General features: G+C 64.2%; 25 protein-coding genes and 2 tRNA genes. 11 read left to right on the top strand and 16 right to left on the bottom strand.

Going from position 1 to position 24,970, the window contains the following annotated elements; translation table 11 throughout:
- Window positions 1–32 precede the first annotated feature (32 nt).
- The 8 genes from FQ746_RS09695 to fdxA all read right to left on the bottom strand — a co-directional run bounded on the left by FQ746_RS09695 (window position 33) and on the right by fdxA (window position 4,483).
- Complete coding sequence (locus FQ746_RS09695; protein ID WP_144108840.1) at window positions 33–797, bottom strand: DUF4088 family protein; 765 nt, start codon at window positions 795–797, stop codon at window positions 33–35.
- Between the two features lie 247 nt (window positions 798–1,044).
- Entirely contained in the window at window positions 1,045–1,368 is a 324-nt protein-coding gene (locus FQ746_RS09690) for an AzlD domain-containing protein (protein ID WP_144108838.1), read from the bottom strand.
- On the bottom strand, window positions 1,365–2,090 hold the full coding sequence (locus FQ746_RS09685; protein ID WP_260853966.1) for an AzlC family ABC transporter permease: 726 nt from the start codon (window positions 2,088–2,090) through the stop codon (window positions 1,365–1,367). The genes FQ746_RS09690 and FQ746_RS09685 overlap by 4 nt, the downstream gene beginning before the upstream one ends.
- A gap of 205 nt (window positions 2,091–2,295) precedes the next feature.
- The gene (locus FQ746_RS09680) at window positions 2,296–3,129 is read right to left on the bottom strand and encodes a helix-turn-helix transcriptional regulator (protein WP_144108836.1); all 834 of its coding nucleotides are present in this window, start codon (window positions 3,127–3,129) and stop codon (window positions 2,296–2,298) included.
- Window positions 3,126–3,617: a CreA family protein gene (locus FQ746_RS09675; protein ID WP_260853963.1), complete on the bottom strand. Its 492-nt coding sequence runs from the start codon at window positions 3,615–3,617 to the stop codon at window positions 3,126–3,128. The genes FQ746_RS09680 and FQ746_RS09675 overlap by 4 nt, the downstream gene beginning before the upstream one ends.
- Window positions 3,618–3,820: 203 nt before the next feature.
- Window positions 3,821–3,896: transfer RNA gene (locus FQ746_RS09670), tRNA-Asn, on the bottom strand.
- Between the two features lie 62 nt (window positions 3,897–3,958).
- A tRNA-Asn gene (locus FQ746_RS09665) sits at window positions 3,959–4,034 on the bottom strand.
- Window positions 4,035–4,159: 125 nt separating this feature from the next.
- Window positions 4,160–4,483, bottom strand: coding sequence for a ferredoxin FdxA (fdxA, locus tag FQ746_RS09660; RefSeq protein WP_144108834.1), 324 nt, complete (start codon window positions 4,481–4,483; stop codon window positions 4,160–4,162).
- Window positions 4,484–4,790: 307 nt separating this feature from the next.
- Between fdxA and pncB the strand changes: the two genes are divergently transcribed.
- The 5 genes from pncB (at window position 4,791) to FQ746_RS09630 (ending at window position 10,831) form a co-directional block, all read left to right on the top strand.
- A complete protein-coding gene (pncB, locus tag FQ746_RS09650) occupies window positions 4,791–5,987 on the top strand; it encodes a nicotinate phosphoribosyltransferase (protein WP_144108832.1) in 1,197 nt (398 codons plus the stop codon).
- A 171-nt stretch (window positions 5,988–6,158) separates the two neighbouring features.
- Complete coding sequence (locus FQ746_RS09645; protein ID WP_144108830.1) at window positions 6,159–6,821, top strand: lactate utilization protein C; 663 nt, start codon at window positions 6,159–6,161, stop codon at window positions 6,819–6,821.
- Window positions 6,822–6,921: 100 nt separating this feature from the next.
- A complete protein-coding gene (locus FQ746_RS09640) occupies window positions 6,922–8,328 on the top strand; it encodes a sodium:proton antiporter (RefSeq protein ID WP_144108925.1) in 1,407 nt (468 codons plus the stop codon).
- Window positions 8,329–8,384: 56 nt separating this feature from the next.
- Window positions 8,385–9,374 (top strand): 2-hydroxyacid dehydrogenase, encoded by a 990-nt coding sequence (locus tag FQ746_RS09635; RefSeq protein ID WP_144108828.1) that lies wholly within the window; start codon window positions 8,385–8,387, stop codon window positions 9,372–9,374.
- Window positions 9,371–10,831 (top strand): DNA recombination protein RmuC, encoded by a 1,461-nt coding sequence (locus FQ746_RS09630; protein WP_144108826.1) that lies wholly within the window; start codon window positions 9,371–9,373, stop codon window positions 10,829–10,831. Before FQ746_RS09635 ends, FQ746_RS09630 begins: the two co-directional genes overlap by 4 nt.
- Before the next feature lie 20 nt (window positions 10,832–10,851).
- On the opposite strand, the gene FQ746_RS09625 is transcribed toward FQ746_RS09630, so the two are convergent.
- From FQ746_RS09625 to FQ746_RS09600, 6 genes are all read right to left on the bottom strand, one after another.
- On the bottom strand, window positions 10,852–11,361 hold the full coding sequence (locus FQ746_RS09625; protein WP_144108824.1) for a GNAT family N-acetyltransferase: 510 nt from the start codon (window positions 11,359–11,361) through the stop codon (window positions 10,852–10,854).
- Complete coding sequence (locus FQ746_RS09620; protein WP_054036190.1) at window positions 11,361–11,636, bottom strand: hypothetical protein; 276 nt, start codon at window positions 11,634–11,636, stop codon at window positions 11,361–11,363. The genes FQ746_RS09625 and FQ746_RS09620 overlap by 1 nt, the downstream gene beginning before the upstream one ends.
- A 92-nt stretch (window positions 11,637–11,728) precedes the next feature.
- Window positions 11,729–13,030 carry a gephyrin-like molybdotransferase Glp gene (gene glp, locus FQ746_RS09615; protein WP_144108822.1) on the bottom strand — a complete coding sequence of 434 codons (1,302 nt, stop codon included), beginning with the start codon at window positions 13,028–13,030 and terminating at the stop codon, window positions 11,729–11,731.
- A 60-nt stretch (window positions 13,031–13,090) separates the two neighbouring features.
- Entirely contained in the window at window positions 13,091–13,738 is a 648-nt protein-coding gene (mobA, locus tag FQ746_RS09610; RefSeq protein WP_144108820.1) for a molybdenum cofactor guanylyltransferase MobA, read from the bottom strand.
- A gap of 26 nt (window positions 13,739–13,764) precedes the next feature.
- Window positions 13,765–14,874: a GTP 3',8-cyclase MoaA gene (moaA, locus tag FQ746_RS09605; protein WP_144108818.1), complete on the bottom strand. Its 1,110-nt coding sequence runs from the start codon at window positions 14,872–14,874 to the stop codon at window positions 13,765–13,767.
- A 265-nt stretch (window positions 14,875–15,139) separates the two neighbouring features.
- Window positions 15,140–18,526 (bottom strand): Rne/Rng family ribonuclease, encoded by a 3,387-nt coding sequence (locus tag FQ746_RS09600; protein WP_144108816.1) that lies wholly within the window; start codon window positions 18,524–18,526, stop codon window positions 15,140–15,142.
- 745 nt (window positions 18,527–19,271) lie between these two features.
- Between FQ746_RS09600 and FQ746_RS09595 the strand changes: the two genes are divergently transcribed.
- The 4 genes from FQ746_RS09595 to FQ746_RS09580 are packed head-to-tail and all read left to right on the top strand — an operon-like array spanning window position 19,272 to window position 22,383.
- Window positions 19,272–20,297: an RluA family pseudouridine synthase gene (locus FQ746_RS09595; RefSeq protein ID WP_144108814.1), complete on the top strand. Its 1,026-nt coding sequence runs from the start codon at window positions 19,272–19,274 to the stop codon at window positions 20,295–20,297.
- The gene (locus tag FQ746_RS09590) at window positions 20,290–20,949 is read left to right on the top strand and encodes an HAD-IA family hydrolase (protein WP_144108812.1); all 660 of its coding nucleotides are present in this window, start codon (window positions 20,290–20,292) and stop codon (window positions 20,947–20,949) included. The genes FQ746_RS09595 and FQ746_RS09590 overlap by 8 nt, the downstream gene beginning before the upstream one ends.
- Entirely contained in the window at window positions 20,946–21,350 is a 405-nt protein-coding gene (locus FQ746_RS09585; protein ID WP_409932392.1) for a Rieske (2Fe-2S) protein, read from the top strand. The genes FQ746_RS09590 and FQ746_RS09585 overlap by 4 nt, the downstream gene beginning before the upstream one ends.
- 28 nt (window positions 21,351–21,378) lie before the next feature.
- A complete protein-coding gene (locus tag FQ746_RS09580) occupies window positions 21,379–22,383 on the top strand; it encodes a S49 family peptidase (protein ID WP_144108810.1) in 1,005 nt (334 codons plus the stop codon).
- Between the two features lie 81 nt (window positions 22,384–22,464).
- On the opposite strand, the gene FQ746_RS09575 is transcribed toward FQ746_RS09580, so the two are convergent.
- Entirely contained in the window at window positions 22,465–23,184 is a 720-nt protein-coding gene (locus tag FQ746_RS09575; RefSeq protein WP_144108808.1) for an SAM-dependent methyltransferase, read from the bottom strand.
- Window positions 23,181–23,798 carry a Maf-like protein gene (locus FQ746_RS09570; RefSeq protein ID WP_144108806.1) on the bottom strand — a complete coding sequence of 206 codons (618 nt, stop codon included), beginning with the start codon at window positions 23,796–23,798 and terminating at the stop codon, window positions 23,181–23,183. The genes FQ746_RS09575 and FQ746_RS09570 overlap by 4 nt, the downstream gene beginning before the upstream one ends.
- A gap of 197 nt (window positions 23,799–23,995) precedes the next feature.
- Here FQ746_RS09570 and FQ746_RS09565 point away from each other — a divergent pair, with 197 nt between their 5' ends.
- A complete protein-coding gene (locus tag FQ746_RS09565) occupies window positions 23,996–24,640 on the top strand; it encodes a DUF177 domain-containing protein (protein WP_144108804.1) in 645 nt (214 codons plus the stop codon).
- 101 nt (window positions 24,641–24,741) lie between these two features.
- Window positions 24,742–24,921, top strand: a complete 180-nt coding sequence (rpmF, locus tag FQ746_RS09560) for a 50S ribosomal protein L32 (protein ID WP_035501683.1) — start codon at window positions 24,742–24,744, stop codon at window positions 24,919–24,921.
- The last annotated feature ends 49 nt before the right edge of the window (window positions 24,922–24,970 follow it).

Raw genomic sequence — 24,970 nt, 5'->3', positions numbered from 1 at the left:
CGGCGGATGTGCCCGTGCGCGCCCGCGTGTCCTCAACGCGACTGCCGCTGCTGCGGTTGGGTCGGCCGTGGCGGCACGAAGAAATTGCGCAGCCAGCCGGCCAGACGCGAGAACACGTCGTACGGCTCTTCGACGAAAATCTCCGGCTTGAGCAGGCGCAGATACTCCATGATCTGCTGCGCTTCCTGCTTCTGGAACGAGCCGTGTGAAATGCCCAGCCGCAACAACCCGCGCAACTCGCCGAGCTTCTCGCGCGCGGTGCTGCCTACGCTCGTTTCGCACGCGACCTTGGCTTCGTACACGCGTTGGCGCAGCGATTCCACGAGACGCCACGCCGGCGTCTGCATGATTTCCTCCAGCGCCTGAATGTCCTGCGCCGCACTTTTGATCTGCGCCGCCAGCGGGTCGACCAGCGCCGCGTCGCCCTCGGCTTCCTTGACGATGGCCGCCGCCCAGTCCTGACAATGCTTGGCTAGCTCTTCCGGGGTCCATTCCGAGCGCGCCGCAAAGCCGAAGCCGAATTCGCCCGCCTGCCGCATCAGGATCGCGACCACGTCGGGAAACTCCTTGTCCAGCGTGCGTTTGGCCCATGCATACTGGCCTCCCTGCAACATCCGCTGAACCGCGTGTTCGGTCAGCGGGACCATGTTGTCGAGCAGCTTGGCGCGCAAAAAATCCTCGAAAGACGGCGTCGCGAACTGTGGGTCGAGCTTCAGCGAGACCCGCAGAAAAGCGTCGAAATCCTTGCGCAGCGTCGTGATGGTCTCGTCTTTGAGCGTGAGGGTGATCTGACCCATTGTGTTATCCCGTTTGTTCCTGCTTGTTCCTGCTTGTTCCTGCCTGGTCCCGCTGCGCCGCCGGCTGACGTGGTCCGCGGGCATCCGTCCCGGCCGGATGCGATGTGGTCATCGGCGCGCTCGATGCTTGCCCGTGGCCGCGCGCACGGGACGAATCCCGATGAGCGGACCTCGACTGCATATCGGCGGATTGTCAGGAAACTTTAAGGGTGCGACGCGAGGGCGCGCTCTACCGGCGCCCCGGTCGTCATCGGGGCATCACGCCTTGCCAGACGAAAAACACGCTGAGTCCGACCGCGATGGTCAGCAGCGGGCGGCGCGTCAGCGCACTCACCGCGATCGCCGCGAGCGCGCCGACCAGTTGCGGATTGCGCCACGTCAGTTCGGCCTCGACACCGTGCGGCGACACCGCCATCGGCACGATGATCGCCGTCAGCACGGTGACGGGCACGAAGCCGAGCGCGGTTCGCACGAGCGGCGGGAAGGCGAGCCGGTCGCCGAGCACGAACACGGCAGCACGGATCACCCAGGTGATGAGCGCCATCCCGAGAATCAGAACGACGTAATTCATCGCGAGGCCCTCGGCAGGTCATGGCGGTCTGGGCGGCCAACGGCTCGGGTTTCGCCCGGCTCGCGCCGGTTTTTACGCGGACCCAGCCGCGAGGTGGACAGCAGCACACCAACGGCGACACCGGCGAACACGGCGCCCAGGAGGCCGAGTTTGTACGGCCACGCCTGCCAGAAAAACGCCAGCGTGCCGGCCGTGGCCGCGGCGGCGATATAGCGCAGCGCGACCAGTTGCGGGACGACGATCGCGATGAAGGTCGCGACCATCGCAAAGTCGAGCCCGAGCGATTGCAGTCCGGGGAAGGCCGCGCCGAACAGCAGACCGGCGACGGTCCAGAGCTGCCAGTTCAGGTACATCGCGAGGCCTGCGCCGAAGAAGTAATGCGGGCCGACCGTGCCCGGCTCGCGGTGCCGGTAATGCTCCCAGGCGACGGCGAAGACTTCGTCGGTGAGCAGCGCGCCGAGCGCCCAGCGCCAGCGGGCCGACAGATGGGCGACATGCGGCGCGAGCGTCGCGCTGTACAGCACGTGACGCAGATTCACGACCAGCGTGGTGGCCCAGACCACGGCATAGCCGGCGTGTCCGGCGATCAGGCCGATCGCGATGAACTGCGCGGAGCCCGCGAACACGACGAGCGACATCAACTGGCCATGCCATGCGTGCAACGGGCCGGACGCGACGAGCGTGCCGAAGATGACGCCGAAAGGCGCGGCGCCGACCATCATCGGGATGATGTCGCGCGCGCCGGCGGCGAGTTCCTGCAGGTGGCCCACGCGTGACGGCGGGCTCGGGTTGGGATGGGTCAATCTTGCCTCCTGGATTGGGCAAGCTTAGCGACCGGCCGCCTGGGTGGCTTGTACGTTCTTGCTCTGCGCTTGGTGCATCACTGCTCGATGCGCCGTTTTTCGCCTGAAGTGAAGAGCGGTTATTTCAGGTGCGTTGCCATTGTCCCGGCGGCACGCCGAACATGCGCCGGAAATGCCGCGTGAAATGGCTTTGATCCGTGAAGCCACTGGCCGCCGCTACTTCCGTCACCGACACGCCGGCACGCAGCGGCGCAAGGGCGCGCTGCAAACGCATCTGATTGCGCCACGCGTGCGGCGGCAGTCCGGTCGACTGGGCGAACAGGCGCGCCGCGTGAAACGGCGAGAGCGCCGCCGCGCCGGCCATTTCGGCGAGCGTGACGGGGGCGGCGAGGTCATCCGCGAGACGTGACTTCATGCGTGCGACGCGGGTGTCGTCGGCGCCGTGGCCGGTGGCCCGTGGCTGGCTTTGCGCATGGCGGACCAGCAGCGTGGACAGCGCGTCGAGCATCGCGGCTTCGGCGGCGAGCGGGTCGTCGCCCGATTCCAGCCGGCGGTGCGCGATCGCGAGGCGCGTCGCGAGGTCCGCGTCGCGAATCACACCGGGTGCGAACCATGGCAGCGTTTGCGGCTTTCCGGCGATCTCGTCGGCGAGCGCATGGAGGAACGGCACCGGCGCATACATCACGCGATACCGCCAGCCGCCTTCGACGGCTTTCGATCCCGTATGCAGTTCGCCGGGATTGATGACGGGCACGCTGCCGGCTTCCGCGACATGATCCTCGCCGCGATAGCGATAGGACTCGGCGCCCGCGACGATCACCGGAATGGTGTACGCGTCGTGCCAGTGCGGCGTGAACGCGTGGTTCCGGTACTCGGCCGTGAGCAGGTCGCCACCGGGCAAGAGCGGCGTGCGCCAGTAGCGGGCGGAATCCCGGAAGCGTTGCTCGGGCGCGGTCATTTCACGGGGATCGTCGTACCGGCCGGCACCGGTACGGCGCTGACGCTGTTTTTCGCGCTGCCGCTGACCACCCGGTCGCTATAGCTCATGTACACGAGCGTGTTGCGTTTGGCGTCGACCACTCGAACCACGTGCAGCGATTTGAAGATCAGCGACATGCTGACGGAGAAGACGTCGGATTGCTGCTTGACCGGCCCGCTGAAGTGGAGTGCGCCGACCTGACGGCAGGCGATGGACGCCTCGGTGGGATCTTCGGCGATGCCGAGCGTCCCCTTGACGCCGCCGGTGCGCGCCCGCGATACGTAGCAGGTCACGCCTTGAACCAGCGGATCGTCGTAAGCCTCGACGACCACGCGATCCGATCCGGTGAGGTGAAAGTTGGTATTGACGCTACCGACTTCTTCGCTGTGAGCGAGCGGCGTCAGCAGGGCGGTAGTGGCGATCAGCGCTGCCAGACGCAACGGGACGGGCAATGAAATGAGTGTCATGGGCGAGGCCGAAAAAATGAACGCTGCGTACGGCACGCGAGGTGCCGGGAAGTCGTCATGGTATATCGGCGTGCCTGCCTGAATGCGGGTACGTGCTGACGCAATGACAAACATCGGCAACTCTTCGCAACGATTGCCGCTGGATACACCCAAATACGCCCAAAAACAAAAAGGCCCGCACGAATGCGGGCCTTTCAAATTTTTGGCTCCTCGACCTGGGCTCGAACCAGGGACCTACGGATTAACAGTCCGGCGCTCTACCGACTGAGCTATCGAGGAACAGCAGTACAACTTGATCTACATAAAAAAGCCCGTCTTGGTTAACGGGCTTTTGCAATTCTTGGCTCCTCGACCTGGGCTCGAACCAGGGACCTACGGATTAACAGTCCGGCGCTCTACCGACTGAGCTATCGAGGAACAGAACAACAAACAGCAGAGAAGCGAAATTGTAGGAGCAGCTTTACCGCCTGTCAATACCTTGCGCTCATCTCGATGAAATCGCCGATGCAGCACGCGATGAGGGGAGCAACAGGTTGGTCAGTTCAACGGGCGAGCAGGTCGAGCTTTTCCTTCACGTCCTTGAACTCGTCGGCTTCGGGCAGCGGAGCTTTGGTCTTGGTGATGCTCGGCCAGCTCTTCGCGAGATCGGCATTCAGCTCGATGAAGTTCTGCTGGTCGCCCGGCACGTCTTCTTCGGCATAGATGGCGTTCACCGGGCATTCCGCCACGCACACGGCGCAGTCGATGCACTCATCGGGGTCGATCGCGAGGAAGTTGGGACCTTCGCGAAAGCAGTCCACCGGGCACACATCGACACAGTCGGTATAGCGGCACTTGATGCAGCTTTCGGTCACAACGTGAGTCATTCAGGCAGCTCCTGCATGCGGTATCTGGGGGGCGCAAAACGCCAAAAGCGCTATTGTAGCGTAACGTCAAGAGGCAGATGTAGCGCGGGGACACGCTGTTTATACGTTTTCGTGATTAGTTTATGGGGGCCTGCGGGAAGCATGGCGGACACTTCCCGACGCCCGGCGCTGCCCACCCGCGCGTTAAATGCGGACGCATTCGGGTAACATGCGTGAGGCCGGCATGCACTGGGCCTGCCGCGCGCGCATGGGTGAGTCGGGCCTCGTCGAGGCCTTCCGTTTTTCCTGCAGTCCAGTTCGCGCCATCATGATTATTACTTCGCTGCTCGACACCGATCTGTACAAGTTCACGATGATGCAAGTGGTGTTGCATCACTTCCCCGCGGCCAACGTGGAGTACCGTTTTCGCTGCCGCACGCCGAATGTCGATCTCGTGCCGTATATCGCGGAGATTCGCGAAGAGGTCCGCAAGCTCTGCGAGTTGCGTTTCACCGACGACGAACTCGACTACCTGCGGCGCATGCGCTTCATCAAGGGCGACTTCATCGAGTTTCTCGCGCTGTTCCATCTGAGCGAAAAATACATTTCGATCGAGCCTTCGCCGAAGGGGAATGGCGAAATCGACATCGAGATCAAGGGTCCGTGGCTGCACACGATCCTGTTCGAAATCCCGATGCTCGCGATCGTCAACGAGGTCTACTTCCGCAATACCCAGCAGCAGCCCGACTACAGCGAAGGGCGTGGCCGTCTGGTCGAGAAAATCCAGTTGCTGGGCGCGCGTCCCGAATTCGCCGACTGCAAGATTGCCGACTACGGCACCCGCCGCCGCTTCTCCAAGCAATGGCACGAGGAAGTGATCCTCACGCTCAAGGAAGGTCTGGGCGAACAGTTCGCCGGCACCAGCAATGTGTTCTACGCGATGAAGCACGCGCTCACGCCGCTCGGCACGATGGCGCATGAATACCTGCAGGCTTGCCAGGCGCTCGGTCCGCGACTGCGCGACTCGCAGATTTTCGGCTTCGAAATGTGGGCGAAGGAATACCGCGGCGATCTGGGTATTGCGCTCTCCGACGTGTACGGCATGGAAGCGTTCTTGCGCGACTTCGACATGTACTTCTGCAAGCTGTTCGACGGGGCGCGCCACGACTCGGGCGATCCGTTCGACTGGGGCGAGCGTCTGCTCAAACACTACGAAGCGAACCGCTGCGACCCGCGCACGAAGATTCTCGTGTTCTCCGACGCGCTCGACATTCCCAAGGTGCTGCAACTGTACGAACGCTTCCGCGGGCGCTGCAAGCTGGCCTTCGGCGTGGGCACCAATCTGACCAACGACCTCGGTTATAACCCGCTGCAGATCGTTATCAAGATGGTTCGCTGCAATGGTCAGCCGGTCGCGAAACTGTCGGACTCGCCGGGCAAGAACATGTGCGAGGACAAGGCCTACCTCGCGTATTTGCGACAGGTGTTCGGCATTGCGCAGCCCGAGGAAGAAGTCGCGAAGTAGCTATTGTCGGCCGTGCCGGATGCGCGTGCCATTAGCCGTTCGGCCAGCTATTTTGCGAGTGGGGCCGCCGGTATAATTCACGCCCTGGTGCCAGTGAATGCAGCAGGTTGCATACGCGGTGCGCCCGTATTCGCACACGCTCCCACGGCCGTCGACAAGAGGACTTCGCTCATGGATACATCGCTTGCCCGCCGCAACATCCTCGCGCGCATTCGCGCGGCGCAGGGCCGCGAGCCCGAGCCGTCCAATGCCGAACGCGAAGCCGCTGCCGACTATCTGGCGCGTCATCCGCAAGGTCCGCGTCCCGATATGCCGGCCGATCTGATCACACGCTTCATCGAAGAAGCACAGAAGATGGCCACCACGGTCGAGTCGGTGCAGACACTCGACGAGGTGCCCGCGGCCGCTCAGCGTTATCTCACCGCGCACGCGTTGCCGCTTGCCGCCATCGCGTGGCAAACGCTGCAGGACCTGCCATGGAAACAAGCCGGACTCAGCGTCGAATTCCGCAAGCCGCAGGAGGGCGACGTAGTCGGTCTCACCGGCTGCTTCTGCGCGACTGCGGAGACCGGCTCGCTGGTGTTGTTGTCCGGTCCGCAAACCTATGCGTCGGCCGGTTTGCTGCCGGAAACGCACATCGCAATCGTGCCCGCCTCGCGCATCGTCAGCGGACATGAAGAAGCGTTCGCGCTGATCCGCAGCGAGCGCGGCGAGCTTCCGCGCGCGGTCAATTTCGTCTCCGGGCCGTCGCGCACCGGCGATATCGAGCAAACCATCGTGCTGGGCGCACATGGGCCTTACCGGGTGCATGTGATCGTCGTACATGGTGCTTGAGCGGAGCGGGTGCATGCGGGCCGGACTTCGTGGTAACTATCGCGAAGGCACGGTCGCGCGGCGGGCCGCACAAACCCAACACACCAGGCCGGCGACCGTCATGCCCGCCATCGTCGTCGCGTTGTTGCTGCTGGGCTGGTCTTGCGGAGCCTCTGCGGCGACGCTCGACGGTGCGGCATTGTCCGCCCTCTGGGGTTTGCCGTTTGCCGGCATGCTGCTGTCCATCGCGATCGGTCCGCTCGTCGCCCCAACGTTCTGGCATCACCATTTCGGCAAGATCGCGGGGGGCTGGGCGCTGGTCTTTCTGCTGCCGTTCGCGCTGACCTTCGGCGCCGGCATCGCCTTCGGCTCGCTCATGCACGCGGTCTTCGAAGAGTACATCCCGTTCATCGTATTGCTGGCCGCGCTCTATACCGTCGCCGGCGGCATTTGTGTGCGCGGCAATCTGCATGGCACGCCCCGTCTGAATACCGCGATACTCGCGCTCGGCACCGTGCTGGCCAGCATCATGGGCACGACGGGCGCGGCCATGCTGCTAATCCGGCCATTGCTGCGCGCCAACGACAACCGCAAGCACGTCGTGCACATCGTCGTGTTCTTCATCTTTCTCGTGGCGAATGCGGGCGGCTCGCTGTCGCCGCTCGGCGATCCGCCGCTCTTCCTCGGCTTCCTGCAGGGCGTCGATTTCTTCTGGACGACCCGTCATCTTGCGTTGCCGATGCTGTTCGTCTGCGTCGTGCTGCTGCTCGGTTTTTACGCGCTCGATACCTACTATTTTCAACGGCGCGAAGAATCACGTCCTCGCGAAGCGGATCCGACACCCGACTCGTCTTCGTTCGGTATCGACGGCAAGCGCAACTTCGTGCTGCTCGCCGCGATCATTGCATTAGTGCTGATGAGCGGTTTGTGGAAACCGGGCGTGAGCTTCGACGTGTTCGGCACCCACGTGGCCTTGCAAAATGCCGTGCGCGACGTCGCGCTACTCGCAGTCACGCTCATCTCGCTCGCCATCACACCGCGCGCTGCGCGCGCGGGCAACGACTTCAACTGGGCGCCGATCGAAGAAGTCGCGAAACTGTTCGCCGGCATTTTCATCACCATCGCGCCGGTCATCACCATTTTGCGTGCGGGCGAGGCGGGCGCGTTCGCAGGGCTCGTCCATCTGGTCAATCAACCGTCGGGGCAACCGCACGACGCGATGTACTTCTGGGCCACGGGTCTGCTCTCTTCGGTTCTCGACAACGCGCCGACCTACCTGGTGTTTTTCAATCTGGCCGGCGGCGATGCCAACACGCTCATGACCACCGGCGCGACTACGCTCGCGGCCATCTCGGCCGGCGCGGTCTTCATGGGCGCGAACAGCTATATCGGTAATGCGCCGAACTTCATGGTGAAAGCGATCGCGGAATCGCGCGGCGTTCGCATGCCAGGTTTCTTTGCGTATCTGGGCTGGTCCGGTGCGGTGTTGTTACCGCTGTTTCTCGTTACCGGCTGGCTCTTCTTTTAATGCACAGGCGCCGCCGGGGACGCTCAGGAACCTCGCGCGCCATCCGGAGAATTGCAATGCAGAAGATCCTCGTCGCCCGTCCGATCTTTCCCGATGTGATCGAACGGCTCCAGCAGTATTTCGACGTCGAGTGGCATCAGGGCGATGTGTTGTCCGCCGACGAACTCACGCGCCGGCTCGCCGATAAAGACGGCGCGCTGACCGCCGGCGACCCGGTCGGCGCGGCTACTCTTGCCGCGGCACCGCGACTGCGCGCGGTCGCGAACATGGCGGTGGGCTACAACAATTTCGACATGGCCGCGTTCAATGCGGCCAACGTGCTCGGCACCAACACTCCCGACGTGCTGAACGAGACGACCGCCGACTTCGGCTGGGCGCTGATGATGGCGGCGGCCCGCCGGATCGCCGAATCGGAACACTGGCTGCGCGCGGGCAAGTGGCAGAAGTGGAGCTTCGACGGTTTTCTCGGCGGTGACCTCTATGGCTCGACGCTCGGCGTGATTGGCATGGGGCGGATCGGTCAGGCACTGGCCCGCCGCGCGAAAGGCTTCAACATGCACGTCGTTTATCACAACCGTTCGCAGGTTGCGGCCGACATCGAAGCGGAATTGAACGCCGAATACGTGTCCAAGCAGGACCTGCTGCGCCGCGCCGATCACGTGGTGCTCGTGCTGCCGTACACGAAGGAAAATCATCACACGATCGGCGCGGCCGAACTCGCGCTGATGAAACCTACCGCGACGCTCACCAACATCGCGCGCGGCGGCATCGTCGACGACGCTGCGCTGGTCGAGGCGTTGCGCGCCGGACAGATCGCCGCGGCCGGTCTCGACGTGTTCGAAGGCGAGCCGGACCTGAATCCTGCGTTGCTGACGGTGCCCAATGTCGTGCTGACGCCGCATATTGCCAGCGCGACCGAAGCCACGCGGCGCGCAATGGCGAATCTCGCCGCCGACAATCTGATCGCCGCGCTCGGCGAGGGTCCGCGCGCCGGCCGGCCGCCGAATCCGATCAACCCGGAAGTCATCGGCCGGGCGCGTTCATGACGCTGATTCTGGTCGCGGCCGTGGCGGTGCTCGCGGTCGCGCTGGTCATCGCTCTGGCCTTGCTCATGCGCAGCCACGGTCGCGCCGACCAAGGCGCGCAGTTCGACCTGCTCGGCGAGCGCATGGACGCCGCGAGCGACGCGCAGTCGCACGCGTACGAGCGGCTCGAACGGCAGTTGCGCAACGACATCGGCGAAACGGCGCGCGTGTCGCGGGTCGAGCAGAGCAGCGGCTTTGCGCACTTCCAGCAGACGCTGGCGGCGCAATTCGGCAGCATGGCGACGGTGCAGGGCGGCAAGATCGACGGCTTTGCGCAGCAACTCGACTCGGTGCGGCACAGCCTGCAGCAGCAGGCGCAACAGGCGCGCGACGAACAGGGCCGCACGCTCAAGCAGTTCGGCGACACGCTCAGCCTGCAACTGGGCCATCTCACCGAGGCTAACGACCGCCGCTTCGCCGAGGTGCGCGCGACCATCGAGCAGCGTCTGAAAGATATCGAGGCGAACAACTCGATGCGTCTCGAAGAAATGCGCCGCACGGTCGACGAAAAGCTGCACGCTACGCTCGAGCAGCGGCTCGGTGAATCGTTCAAGCTGGTGTCCGACCGGCTGGAGCAGGTCCATCGCGGTCTGGGCGAAATGCAGACGCTGGCGGCGGGCGTCGGCGATTTGAAGAAAGTGCTGACCAACGTCAAGACGCGCGGCACGTGGGGCGAGGTTCAGCTCGAAGCGTTGCTGGAGCAATTGCTGACGGCCGACCAGTACGCGAAGAACGTAGCGACCGTGCCGAAGAGCGGCGAGCGGGTCGAGTTCGCGATCAAACTGCCCGGGCGCGCGGAGCCGGGCAGCGCCGGGACGCCGGTGTGGTTGCCGATCGACGCCAAGTTTCCGCGTGAGGATTACGAGCGTCTGATCGAGGCCCAGGAGCGAGCCGATCCGGTGGCGGTCGAGGAGGCATCGCGTGCGCTGGAAGCGCGAATTCGCGCGGAGGCGCGCAGCATCGCCGAGAAGTACGTGGCGCCGCCGCACACTACCGACTTCGCGCTGCTGTTCCTGCCGACCGAAGGCCTGTACGCCGAGGTGCTGCGTCGGCCGGGCCTGACCGATATGCTGCAGCGCGACTACCGCGTGACCATTGCCGGGCCGACCACGTTGACCGCGTTGCTCAACAGTTTGCAGATGGGGTTCCGTACGCTCGCCATCGAAAGACGGTCGAGCGAAGTGTGGCAGGTGCTCGGCGCGGTGAAGACGGAGTTCGGCAAATTCGGCGATGTGCTGGCGCGGACCAAAGCCCAGCTGGAAACCGTCACGCGGTCGATCGAAGCGGCGGAAACGCGCACCCGTGTGATGAACCGAAAGCTGCGCGACGTCGAAGCGTTGCCGGGCGACGCGGCTAGCGGGTTGCTGGGCGACGGGCTATCCGGCGACGGGCTATCCGTCGATCCGGACGAGTCTTAACGCGCCGCCGCTGCGGGTTTTTATCGGCCGACGGCGGTCTGAACGCCGGCCGCCAGTTCTTCGAGTGCCGGGCCCGTCAGCCGTACTACGCGCCAGTCCGGCAACACGGTCGCGCCGAGTTTCTCGTAGAAGTCGATGGCCGGCTGGTTCCAGTCCAGCACGGTCCACTCGAAGCGTCCGCACTGACGCTCCACCGCGAGGGCCGCGAGATGGCGCAGCAACGCCCGGCCGAGTCCGCCGCCGCGCTGGCCTGGTTGCACGTAGACGTCTTCCAGATACAGGCCGCGCTTGCCGAGGAAGCTCGAATAGTTGTGGAAGAACAGCGCATAGCCGACCACGCGCGTGTTGTCTTCGGCCACCAGGGCTTCGATAGAAGGGCGCGCGCCAAATAGCGCGTCCTTCAGACCGTCTTCGGTGGCGACGAACAGATGCGTTAGTTTCTCGAATTCCGCCAGTTCGTACATGAGCGCGAAGATGGCGCCGGCGTCCGCCGGCGTGGCTGCCCGAATGGTCGCTGTGGTCTCGCTCATCAGGCTTCTTCCGGCGCGTCGGTCAATTGAATCTCGATGCCGCCGAAGCGCGACGCGACCCAGTTATAAGCGTGGCAGGCAATCCACAGCAGGATGAAACCGAGAATCGCGTTCAGCAGCAACGCGCTGAACACCGTGCTGAGTTCGACCGAGCCGTAGCGGATGAACGCGACCAGTACGCCCAGCAGCACGATCGGCACCGAAAACGTCAGGTACACGAGGATCAGTGCTTTGGCTGTCTGTCCGGGTGCAATGAACGAAATCTGTTTTTTCATGTAAGTCAAACCCGTGTGTCGTAGTGGTAATGGGTACAGCAACTCGCAAGGTGTCGACCCGGAGCGGCGGGCTGCAGGCCGGCTCCCTCAGATCAGATGAGACCGTTGAACAGCATGACCGACACGCAGTCTCCTTCGGCAATCTCGCCTTCGTCGTGCCCGAGCACGATAAAGCAATTGGCTTCGCTCATCGAACTGAGCACACCGGAACTCTGCGATCCGGTCGGCGTGACGTGCCATTGTCCGCGTGCATCCTGCTGGGCGACGCCGCGCTGGAATTCCGTGCGGCCAACGCGCTTGCGGATGACCTGACGGCTGACGGCATGCAGCAACGGCGGCGGCGGCACGTCGGCGCCGGACATGAGGAGCAGCGCCTCGCGCACGATCTGGTAGAACGTCACCATCACCGCCACGGGATTGCCAGGCAAGCCGAAGAATAGCGCGGGCAGCCCGAGACCCGGCCGTTCGCCGGACCAGATACGGCCGAACGCGAGCGGCCGGCCGGGACGCATGGCCAGACTCCAGAACGCGACGTCGCCGAAGGTCTGCAGCAACTGGCGGGTCAGGTCTGCTTCGCCGACCGACACGCCGCCGGAAGTCAACACCACGTCGGCGCTGGCCGCAGCGCCTCGCAAGGCGGCTTCGAGCGCGGCCGGTTCGTCGCGCACCACACCGAGGTCGAGCGTATCGATGTTCAGGCGCCGCAGCATCGCGAACAGCGTGTAGCGGTTGCTGTCGTACACACAGCCTGGATCGAGCGCATCGCCGAGCGAGCGCAGTTCGTCGCCGGTCGAGAAGAATGCGACGCGCAGACGCCGCCGCACATTGATTTCGCCAATACCGAGGGAGGCCAGCAAGCCCAGGTCGGATGCCCGCATGATCCGGCCGGCGCGCAACGCGGCCTGGCCGCGCGCGAGGTCTTCGCCGGCGCGGCGCCGGTTCGCGCCGGGCTCTACGGCGTCCGCCGCGAAGCGGATGGAAAGCGTGTCGCCGCCTTGTTCGACCCGTTCCTGAGGGACGACCGTATCGCATTCATGCGGCATCGAGGCGCCGGTCATCACGCGCACGCATTGCGTGGCATCGACGTGGCCGGCGAACGGATGCCCGGCGAGCGCCCGGCCGGCGATGCGCAATTCCAGTGTGCCGGCGGCTGCGGCGAGCGCCGCGCTGCTGAACGCGTAGCCGTCCATGGCGGAGTTGTCGTGCGAGGGGACGTCGATGGGCGAGACGATGTCCGTTGCCAGCACGCGATCGAGCGCGTCGCGCAATGGCACCCGCTCGACGGCCGTGACCGGCGTCGCCCATTGACGGACGATCGCCTGGGCGGCCGGGACAGGCAGCGCGTGAGGATCGTACTGTGCGACGCAGCGGGAAAATTCGTTGAGCGTGGTCATGAGGGCTGGACGTCGCGGCCGGCGGCGGGAGCGGCAGTTGCCGTGCGGCCGGAGCGGATTTCAACCGGGGCCTCGGTCATGCTCGAGGTCGGCGAGTTCTTGTAGCGAGTTGGCATTGTAAAACGCGCGCTCGTCGGTAAAGACGACTTCCACGGTCGTGTGGCGCGCGTACCACGCGCGAACTCTGCGCTCACCCGCGTCCAGAAAGGCCGACAGGTCGTCGGCGAGACCAATGCGCACGAGCGCGAAGACAGGGTGCAGGGAACGTTGGCCGTGTGCATCGACGGTGACCGCCGTGGCGATGTCCGCGTTGCTTGCCTGCAGCGCTTCGGCGAGGCGGCTCGCAAGGTCGGCGGGCAGGCCCGGTGTGTCACAGGGGGCGCTTAGCAGATATGGGGTGGCGGCGGCGCGCAGGCCGGTCAGCAAGCCGGCCAGTGGACCGGGGTAGTCGGGCAGCGTGTCGGCCACCACGTTCGCGCCGAACGGGGCGCCGAGTTCGGCGTAAATGTCGGCATGGCGATTCGCGCTGATCAGCAGGGCGCCGACTTGCGGCGCAAGACGCTTGAGCACGTGGCCGGCAAGCGGCTCGCCGTGCAGGGTTTGCAGACCTTTGTCGACGCCGCCCATCCGCGTGCCGCGCCCGCCCGCAAGTAACAGGCCGGTGATGTGTTCGCGGGCAGGAGAAACGAGGTTCAAAACGAGGTTCATGACGCGGCAGCGATGAGGACGGCCGCTCAGCCGCCGATGTAGGACATTTCCACACGCCGGCCGTCCAGCGTGCGCGATTCGGCAGTGGCGCTGCCACGCAACTGCGAATAGCGGTCGCTGCGCCCTTGCCAGATTTCGGCGACGGCGGTGCCGAGTTCGGCGTCGCTCGCGCCGCCACGCACGAGCGCGCGCAGGTCATGGCCCCCGGACGCAAACAGGCAAAGATACAGCTTGCCTTCGGTCGACAGACGCGCCCGCGTACAACTCGCGCAAAACGCGCGCGTGACGCTGGATATCACGCCTATTTCACCGCTGCCATCCACGTAACCCCAGCGCTGCGCGGTTTCGGCCGCACTGTGCGGGTCGAGCGGCACCAGCGGAAACTGCTCGGCAATCCGCGTGACGACGTCGGCCGACGGCAGCACTTCGGCCATGTTCCAGCCGTTCGACGTGCCGACATCCATGTATTCGATGAAGCGCAGCACCGCGCCCGAGCCTTTGAAGTGGCGCGCCATCGGCAGGATTTCGCCGTCGTTCGTGCCGTGTTTGACCACCATGTTGACTTTGACCGGCGCCAGTCCGGCCGCTTGTGCCGCGGCAATGCCGTCGAGCACGTCGGCAACGGCGAAATCCGCGTCGTTCATGCGGCGAAACAGCGGTTCGTTCAGTGCGTCGAGGCTGACGGTGACGCGGGTGAGGCCGGCGTCCTTGAGGCTGCGGGCCTTGCGTGCGAGCAGCGAACCGTTGGTGGTGAGGGTGAGGTCGAGCGGCTGGCCCGCCGGGGTCGTGAGGCGCGCGAGGCGCTCGATCAGGACTTCCAGATTCTTGCGCAGCAACGGCTCGCCGCCGGTCAGCCGGATTTTTTCCACGCCATGCGCGACGAAGAGTCGCGCCAGCCTTTCGATTTCCTCGAAGCTCAGCAACGCGCTGTGCGGCAGGAACGCGTAGTCCTTGTCGAACACGGCGCGCGGCATGCAGTAGACGCAGCGGAAGTTGCAACGATCCGTCACCGAGATGCGCAAGTCGCGCAGCGGACGCGCCAGCGTGTCGTGCAGCACGCCGCTGGGCATCTGCGCGGGGCCGGAGATGACCGGTATCGCGCTGAAATCGGTAACGGGAATGACGCGTCGGGACATGAAAGGCTTGGTTGAGGGACGGCGGGGAAAAACCACGGTTCATTCTATCGGAAATGCGTTGCCGGACTGATAGGCGGCCGGCTAGCTTCGGCATAGCGCGCTCGTGCGGTTGCTGACTCGACACGCAAGAAGCAGGCAAGAAGCAGCAAAAAGCAGGCAAAAAGCGCGCAAGAAAAAAGCCCGCCGGTTAGGGCGGGCTTTTTTCAGATGACCGGGCGGCCTGTTTCGCCAGGTTGCCCGGCTGTTTCTCAGCTCGTTTTCTGGCTTATTTGCCGGTTTCGACCTGCTGCATCGGTGCGCTGTCCTGCGGCGGCAAGGGCTTGCGCTCGCGCACGACACGGGCCGGTTTGGCGGCTTGCGCAGCGCTTTCCTGAGCGGCGCGCAACTTGTCGGCGTCGGTGTTCACCCAGACGAGACCGGCTTGTTCCAGCACCGGTTTCAGGGTTTCCGCCGACACGGCGGGCGTACGCGTCGCCTGCGGTGCTGCGACGACGGGCGCCGGTTGCACGGCTGCGGGTGCAGCTTCCGGCGCGGCCACGGGGGCCACCGTAGGCGCGACGGACGTCACGACCGGTTGCGGTTCGACGATGTCAGCCTGCGGTGCCGTCTCGACAGCGGGCGCTTCTGCCACGATGGCGGGCGCTGCTGTTTCGACCGGCGCCGGAGCAGCCTCAGCTTCGACGACCGGTGCATGGAACGGCTCGGCCGGAGCCGGAGCCTGAGCCTGAGTTGCCGGTGCAGTTTCGGCAGCCGGTTCGACCAGCGAAACCGTTTCGCTGGCGGACGGTGCGGCTTGCGCGGCTTCCACCGGTTGAGCGGCGGCTTGCACGACCGGTTCGGCCACGCTTGCTGGCTGCTCGACTTCGACCACCGGTTCCAGCGCTTCCGATTTCGCCGCCTTTTCGACAGCCAGGGCCGGCGTTTCAGTGGCAGCGTGCAGTTCGGTGACGACTGCCGTGGGCGTCGCGACCGCTGCAACGACCACTTCCACCGGCTTCACATGCTGCTCTTCGGCGACGGCGACGGCCGGCTCGACCGGCTGATGCGTACGCACCGGCGCTTCGTCTGCCGCGTTGCTGCTGTCGTTGCTACCGTCGTTATTACCTTCGCCTTCCGCGACATCCGCTGCCAGGTTGCCGTTAACGTCCTCTTCACGCTCACGACGGCCGCCACGACGACCGCGACGACGACGGCGGCGCTCTTCGCCTTCGCGCGCCACGGCTTCCTGATCGAGCGGCACGCCGTTTTCATCCAGCGTGGGCTGGTTGATCGCCAGTTCTTCGGCGGTTTGCGCGTCGGCTTGCAGCAGGGCATCGGTTGCTTCGGCTTGCGGCTTGCGGCGCTCGCCGCCGCGCTCGCCGCCGCGCTCGCCACGGTCGGTACGTTCGCCACGCTCACGGCGTTCGCCGCGTTCCTGACGATCGCCACGCGCAGCGCCATCGACCGCATCCGTGCGCTCGTTGCCACGATTTTCGCGTGCTTCTCGCGGCTCACGGCCTTCACGCGGTTCGCGGACTTCACGGGCCTCGCGCGGTTCACGCGGTTCCCGATTGCCACGCGGCTCGCGTGCTTCACGTCCCTCACGCGGTTCGCGCGGTTCGCGTGCCTCGCGACCTTCGCGACCCTCACGGGCTTCGCGCGGTTCACGACCCTCACGCGGTTCGCGTTCCTCGCGACGCTGCGACGGCTGCTGGGCTTGACCCTGACCTTGGCCTTGACCCTGACGGCCGCCGTTCGCGCCTTCGCCGCGTCCTGCTGCATCGCGGCCACCTGCGCCGCTACCGTTACGGCGGTTGCGATTACGGTCGCCGCCGCGCTCGCCAGTGCGTTCGCCGGTGCGCTCACCGCGCTCCGTGCGCTCGCCGCGTTGCGGACGGGCCTGCTTGTCGGCGGGAGCCGGTGCGACCGGAGCCGGTGCAGCCGGCTGCACGCCGAACAGATTCTTCAACCAGCCGATAAAGCCGCCGGCCGCCGGCGTGACCGGGGTCGGAGCGGGCGTTGCGACCGGACGAACCGGCGCGCTCGGCGCTGGCTTCTCGGGCGTGATGCCCTTGACCGCGGCTTCCTGCTTCGGCTTCACTTCTTCGGTGCGCTTGCTGTAGCCGGTTTCGGATTCCAGTTCGCGAGCGGCTTCTTCGGCCATCTTCCACGAAGCACGCGGGTCGTCGAGACGCGCGTCGTCGTGACGCAGACGTTCGAGCTTGTAATGCGGCGTGTCGAGGTGCTTGTTCGGGATCAGAACGACATTGACCTTGAAACGCGACTCGATCTTGTTGATTTCGGCGCGCTTTTCGTTCAACAGGAAGGCGGTCACTTCGACCGGCACCTGGCAATGGATGGCCGCGGTGTTTTCCTTCATCGCTTCTTCCTGAATGATCCGCAGCACTTGCAGCGCGGACGATTCGGTATCGCGAATATGGCCCGTGCCGTTACAGCGCGGGCAGGTCACGTGGCTGCCTTCCGACAGGGCCGGACGCAGACGCTGACGCGACAGTTCCATCAGGCCGAAGCGCGAAATCTTGCCCATCTGGACGCGCGCGCGGTCGTGCTTGAGCGCGTCTTTCAGGCGCTGCTCGACTTCGCGCTGGCTCTTGGCCGATTCCATGTCGATGAAGTCGATCACGATCAGGCCGCCCAGGTCGCGCAGGCGCAACTGGCGGGCGACTTCGTCGGCGGCTTCGAGGTTGGTGCGGGCCGCCGTTTCCTCGATGTCCGCGCCCTTGGTGGCACGCGCCGAGTTCACGTCGATCGCGACCAGCGCTTCCGTGTGGTCGATCACGATGGCGCCGCCCGAAGGCAGCGGCACGGTGCGCGAGTACGCGGTTTCGATCTGATGCTCGATCTGGAAGCGCGAGAACAGCGGCACGTCGTCGTGATACCGCTTCACCTTGCTGACATTGTCCGGCATCACGATATCCATGAAGGCGCGCGCCTGGTCATGGATTTCGTTGGTGTCGATCAGAATTTCGCCGATATCCGGCTGGAAATAATCGCGGATTGCGCGAATGACGAGGCTCGATTCCAGATAGATCAGCATCGGCTGACCACTCGAACCGCTTTGCGACGCAGCCTCGATGGCGCGCCACAGTTGCATCAGATAGTTCAGGTCCCACTGCAGCTCTTCGGCGGAACGGCCAATGCCGGCCGTGCGCGCGATGATGCTCATGCCTTCCGGCAATTGCAGTTGCGCCATGGTTTCGCGCAGTTCCTGACGGTCGTCGCCTTCGATCCGGCGCGACACGCCGCCGCCGCGCGGGTTGTTCGGCATCAGCACCAGATAGCGGCCGGCCAGCGAGATGAACGTGGTCAGGGCCGCGCCCTTGTTGCCGCGCTCTTCTTTTTCGACCTGGACGATCAGTTCCTGACCTTCGCGCAGGGCGTCCTGGATGCGCGCGGAGCGCATGTCGACGCCGTCGCGGAAGTACTGGCGGGCGACTTCCTTGAATGGAAGGAAGCCGTGGCGGTCTTCGCCGTAATTGACGAAACACGCTTCGAGCGACGGCTCGATGCGCGTGATGATGCCTTTGTAAATATTGCCTTTGCGCTGTTCGCGACCGGCGGTTTCGATGTCGATATCGATGAGTTTTTGCCCATCGACGATGGCGACGCGCAGTTCTTCCTGCTGCGTCGCATTAAACAACATGCGTTTCATTGAACGGCTCCAGAGCGGCTTAGCCTGACCTCAGCTGCGCGGTTGTCAGTCGCGAGAGCGAAGAGGGCAGCGGCATGCCGCGCCTTATTGTGTTTTCACAAGTACGCTGGAGCGGGAAACATTGGCGGGAGAATTGCCTGGGAGGGCCCGGCCCCGTCGAAAAAGGGCGCGGTGCCGCAGGGCACATGCGAACACGGCTTCAAATAACGACCCGACACGCCGCGGGTTCTGCCAGCAGACCTGAAACAGCCTCTCTTCCACTCGCGCCGGTGCGCCGACTGGGCGCGTGACCGGAGGGGTCGGAGGCTGCGGTCGTGCCGCAACGGGAAGTTCGCGCAGGCGGCGCGTCTTTTCTCGCTGGGGGTGTCTCGCCTCATTTTGACGTCGCCATGTCTTGTACTTTCTACAAGACGCCTCGGGCGCACGCCGTATTTTCGCCACCTGCAGCTTCGAACCAATAAGGCATCAGAACGCCCACACCGAAGCTGAAAGTTAAATTCTTTTTGACCAAAATTCCGTTACCGTCGAAGCCGACCCTGACCGAACGCGCCTATGGGCGCCGCCCCTGCCGGGCACTGACCTCGTGCGTACAACTTGTTGCATCTCATTTTAAGGGTGAGCAACCAGACCCCGGCGCAAGTAAAATAACGGTTTATCGCTTGCACCTGCGCAATCTGCCCGAAAATCGGTACTTCGCCGGTCACTGCGCCGGCCGCCGCAGACTGCTGGGCAAATTATATTCAGAATGAAAGAGTTAGGCAAAATATCCCAGAAATCGGTCGCAAGCGACCAGGTCTCGATGATCGAGATCGACGACAGTGCGGCCGGCCAGCGCATTGATAACTTCCTGTTGCGCGTCTGTAAAGGCGTCCCCAAAAGTCATATTTATCGCATCCTGCGCAGCGGCGAAGTGCGCGTCAACAAGGGCCGGATCGACGCGCAGTACCGGCTGGAGCTCGGCGACGTGGTCCGGGTGCCGCCCATCCGCGTCGCTCAGCCGGACGAATCCGTGGCGCACGTCCCCGTGCCGGGCGCCGAATTCAGAATCATTTTCGAAGACGAGCACATGCTCGTCATCGACAAACCGGCCGGTGTGGCCGTGCACGGCGGCAGCGGCGTCGCCTTCGGCGTGATCGAGCAGATGCGCGCCGCGCGGCCGCAAGCCAAATTTCTCGAACTGGTGCATCGGCTGGACCGCGAGACGTCCGGCATCCTGATGCTGGCGAAGAAGCGCTCGGCGCTGGTCAACCTTCACGACCAGATTCGCGAGAACAAAATGGATAAGCGCTACTATGCGTGCGGTCACGGCGAATGGGCGAGCGACTGGGGCCGTCGCCGCGCAGTCAAGGAGCCGCTGCATAAATATCTGACTGCCGACGGCGAGCGCCGCGTGCGGGTGCAGGCGGACGGCGTGGCGTCGCATACGGTTTTCAATCTGATCGACAAGTGGCCGGAGTATGCGCTGGTCGAGGCCGAGCTGAAGACCGGCCGTACGCATCAGATCCGCGTTCATTTGCAGCATCTGGAACTGCCGATCGTCGGCGACGCCAAATATGGCGACTTCGCGCTGAACAAGGCGCTGGCCCGCGCCAACGCGAAACCGGGCATCAAGCGCATGTTCCTGCATGCTTACCGGCTGAAGCTCGCGCACCCGGCCACCGGCGCGCCGCTGCAGTTCGAAGCGCCGCTGCCTGCCGAATGCCGCGCTTTCGTCGCGCAGCTCAACGAATTACGAAATGGGTCACACCCGGAGACGACAACGCATGGCTAGAGAGCAATTTGACCTGATCGTCTTCGATTGGGACGGCACCTTGATGGATTCGACCGCCCACATCACGCGGAGCATTCAGGCCGCCTGCCGCGATCTTGGCTTGCCCGTGCCGGCCGACGAGGCCGCGAGCTATGTGATCGGCCTCGGCCTGCGCGACGCGCTGCAAATCGCCGCGCCCACGCTCGACCCGTCCGACTATCCGCGGCTCGCCGAGCGCTATCGTTTCCACTATCTGGGTAAAGATCAGATGACGGAGCTGTTCGTCGGCGTGCGCGAAATGCTGCGGGATTTGCGCGATCAGGGCTATCTGCTCGCCGTTGCGACCGGCAAGAGCCGTGTGGGCTTGAACCGCGCGCTCGATCAGTCGCGGCTCACCAGCCTGTTCGACGGTACGCGTTGTGCCGACGAGACTTTTTCGAAACCGCATCCCGCCATGCTTCATGAACTGACGCGGGAACTGGGCCAGGACCCGGCGCGCACGGTGATGGTCGGCGATACGACGCACGATCTGCAAATGGCCATCAACGCGGGCGTGGCGGGTATTGGCGTGACTTATGGTGCGCATCCGGCAGGCTCGTTGACGGCGCTTTCCCCGAAATTCGTCGCGTCGAGCGTCGGCGCGTTGTCCAACTGGCTGCGGGAAAACGCATGAGTGCGGGAATTAGCGATTTGCCGGCCGACGCGGTTCGCGTCTGCGCGTCGTCCGATCTGGCCGATCGCGGCGCGGGCGTCCGTCACGCAGCGAAGCTCGGCGGCGGCGACGTCGTGGTGTTTTTCGTTCGCTATGACGGCCGGGCCTACGGCTATCTGAACCGCTGCGCGCACGTCCCGATGGAACTGGATTGGGCCGAAGGGCAATTTTTCGAGTCGTCGGGCCTTTATCTGATGTGCGCAACCCACGGGGCGATTTATGCGCCCGACACCGGCAAATGCGTGGGTGGTCCATGCAGAGGCGGCAAATTGCGGCCGGTGCAGGTCGACGAGCGTGACACACCGGACGGCCGTGCGGTGTTCTGGTTGCCGGACGGCGACTTGCGTCCGGCAACCGTCTGATTTTTTTTCTCTCTTCTCTTTAAAGCGAATGCCCGACAACTTGACTCCCGAGCCGAAGGAACCGTCCTTGACGGGTCGCCCGCGTACGCCAGCCGATGAACCCGGCTGGGAACGCGCCGCGCTCGAGCGCATTGCGCTCGCTGCCATCACCGAACAGCGCGCGGCGCGGCGCTGGAAGATTTTCTTCCGGTTCGTGTTCCTGATCGTGCTGCTGGTGGCCATCTGGGGCGCGGTGGATTTCTCCGGCGACAAAGTGGCCGCAACCGGCCGGCATACGGCCATGGTGTCGCTCGACGGCGAAATATCGGCAGATACCAATGCGAACGCTGAAGATATCGACGCCGCGCTGCAAAGCGCTTTCGAAGATTCGGGTACGGCCGGGGTGATCCTGCGTTGCAACAGCCCGGGCGGCAGTCCGGTTCAGGCTGGCATCATCTACAACGAAATTCGGCGATTGCGCGCTAAGTACCCGTCTATTCCGTTGTACGTCGTGGTTGGCGATATGTGTGCCTCCGGTGGGTACTATGCCGCCGCCGCGGCCGACAAGATTTATGTCGACAAGGCGAGCATCGTCGGATCGATTGGCGTGCTGATGGACAGCTTCGGATTCACCGGGCTGATGGACAAGCTCGGCATTCAGCGTCGTCTGCACACATCGGGTGAGAACAAGGGCTTCTTCGATCCGTTCTCGCCAGAAACGCCGAAGATGGACGAACATGCGCAGGAAATGCTGGACGAAATTCACGCGCAGTTCACCGACGCGGTTCGCCAGGGGCGCGGCAAGCGTCTGCACGAGACGCCGGATATGTTCTCCGGACTGTTCTGGACGGGTCAGAAGAGCGTCGAGCTCGGTCTCGCCGACGGTCTGGGCGACGCCGATTACGTGGCGCGCGACCTGTTCAAGGCGCCGGACATCGTCGATTACACGGTGAAAGAGAGCATTACCGACCGGGTTGCGCGCAAGTTCGGCGCGGCCGTCGGCAACGGCGCGGTCCACGCGATGGCTCTGGGCGGCAAAATGACGTTGCGCTAAGCAGGCCTCGAATGAAAAGCCCCGCGCGACCATGGCAGGTCGCGCGGGGCTTTTTTATGACCGCAGGCGCGGAAGCCGGATTCAAACTGCCAGAATCAAAAAGATAGCCGGCCGCTTGTGCAAATCGATGGCCGGCTTTTTTTTCCAGTCGGCTACCGTGCGGCTGGCGATGGTTTCCGTCTCCAGCGTCAGATCGACCGCTACGCAAACCAGCGTGGACGGCGCGCAGCTCGCCAGCAAAGTATCGAGCAGCGCGCGGTTGCGGTAGGGCGTCTCGATAAAAATCTGCGTCTGTTTGCCCTTGCGCGACTGCTGCTCCAGATCGCGCAGGCGCTTCGCCCGCTCCGTGGCGTCGACAGGCAGATAACCATGGAACGCGAAACTCTGCCCGTTCAGTCCCGACGCCATCAGCGCCAGCAAGATCGAGCTGGGCCCGACGAACGGCACCACCTTCACGCCGCGTTCATGCGCGCGGCGCACCAGCAGTGCGCCCGGATCGGCGACCGCCGGACAGCCGGCCTCGGACACGAGGCCCGCGTCTGTGCCGGCCAGCAGCGGCGCGAGCAGCTTGTCGATTTCGCCAGCCGGCGTGTTCACGTTGAGTTCGCGGATCTCTATTTCCTGGATCGGCCGTTCGGTGCCGACCTTCTTGAGAAATGCGCGAGTCGTTTTGGCGTTTTCGCCGATGTAATAGTGCAGGGTGGCCGCCCGCGCGCGCACGGGCGCAGGCAGCACGGCGTCGAGCGCGTCGGCGTCGCCTTCGCCCAAGGTGTTCGGAATCAGATACAGCGTGCCGCTCATAGCGCCCCCAGTAGCGGGTATTCGACTGCCAGCAGCATGCGTGACAGGGCAATCAGTGGCAGGCCGACGAGCGCCGTCGGGTCGTCGGAATGAATCGCCTCGAGCAGCACAATGCCTAGACCTTCCGATTTCGCGCTGCCGGCGACATCGTAGGGCGTCTCGGCCAGAAGGTAGGCGTCCAGCGCGGCGTCCGGCAGATCGCGGAAATGCACGCGGGTAACGACATCGGCCGTCTGTGCGCGATTCGAGCGGCTATCGAACAGGCACAGCGCACTATGAAACAGCACTTCGCGGCCGCGCATTGCCTGCAGTTGCGCCAGCGCCCTGGCGTGCGTGCCCGGTTTGCCGATCTGCAAGCCGTCATAAGTGGCGACCTGATCGGAGCCGATCACGAGCGCGCTTTCATCGTCGTCCAGTTTGCCTGCCACGGCGCGCGCTTTTGCCTCGGCGAGCCTCAAGGCGGTCGCTTCGGGCGTTTCGCTGTCGAGCGGCGTTTCGTCGATAGCGGGCACGACGACATCGAACGGAATCCGCAGGCGTTCGAGCAACTCGCGGCGATACGGTGAACTCGACGCCAGAATCAGGCGTGGCGGGCGATTGGGGGAATCTGACATGGGTAACTAGCAGCTAGGAAGGCGGGGCGTACGGCGCTGCGCGAGTACGGGCTTAAGTGTTTGACTCGAAAAGACAAAACGGATATGATCTCGGGCTTTTCATCGGTACGCCATTGCGCGGGCACGCTGCACCTTGCTCCCAAGCTCTGGCCTTGCGATTTACCCCCGGCGAAATCCTTGCCGACGCAGGAGCGCACATGACTCAACATCCTGGCAACCCTGCTGGTCTGTCCGACCCGCATCAGATCGATCTGTTCGAATTTGCGCGGAGTGGGCGTCAGGCCGCGGGTGTCGTGCGCGTCTCGCAACTGCCGCGCATGTTAAACGAAGTCCCGGCGGAAGCGCCAGAGCACGACAGTCCGTTCACCTGGCAAGCCGAAGGTTCGACTCAGCCGGAATTGCAGGACGACGGCACCGAGGGTCCCCAACCCTATTTGCGGATGGCGATTCACGGCGCGGCGTGGCTCGAATGTCAGCGGTGCCTGACGCCGTATTCACAGGCGTTCAACGTCGATTCCATTTACCGGATCGTCAACACCGAGGCGGAAGCCGAAGAGTTTCCGCTCGACGAGGATGAAGTCGAGGTGATCGTAGGCTCGCGCCAGTTCGATCTCATCGACTTGATCGAAGAAGAGTTGCTGCTTGCCTTGCCGCTCGTGCCCAAACACGAGGTCTGCCCCGAAGTGCACGAGAGTCTGGTTTCTGGTGTGGCGGGTGAGGAAGGCGAGGACGACGGGTCCGTGGCGGATGAAGCCGGCGAGGGTGCGGAACCCGAGCGGCCCAATCCGTTTGCGGCGCTCGAAAGTCTCAAGCGCGGTGAGCCGGGCGACAAGAAGCACTGAACAGTTGCATTGGAGCGCGATGCGGGCGCGTTGGCCATTCGGCCAGTGGCGGAGACCGGATCGGGCTGTGTTAGAATTCGGAAAATTTTTAGGAGTAAGTCATGGCAGTTCAGCAAAACAAGAAGTCGCCGTCCAAGCGCGGCATGCACCGTTCGCACGATTTCCTGACGACGGCGCCGCTGGCCGTCGAGCCGAGCACGGGTGAAGTGCATCTGCGTCACCACGTTAGCCCGAACGGCTACTATCGCGGTAAGAAAGTTATCAAGACGAAGAACGACTAATCGTTCCACAGCGGTGCGCCCCATGGCGTTTCGCGTAGCGATCGGCTCG

The sequence above is a fragment of the Paraburkholderia sp. BCC1886 genome (assembly GCF_900996245.1).
In the GTDB taxonomy this organism is placed as follows: domain Bacteria; phylum Pseudomonadota; class Gammaproteobacteria; order Burkholderiales; family Burkholderiaceae; genus Paraburkholderia.
This window is presented reverse-complemented; position numbering and strand designations above follow the sequence as displayed.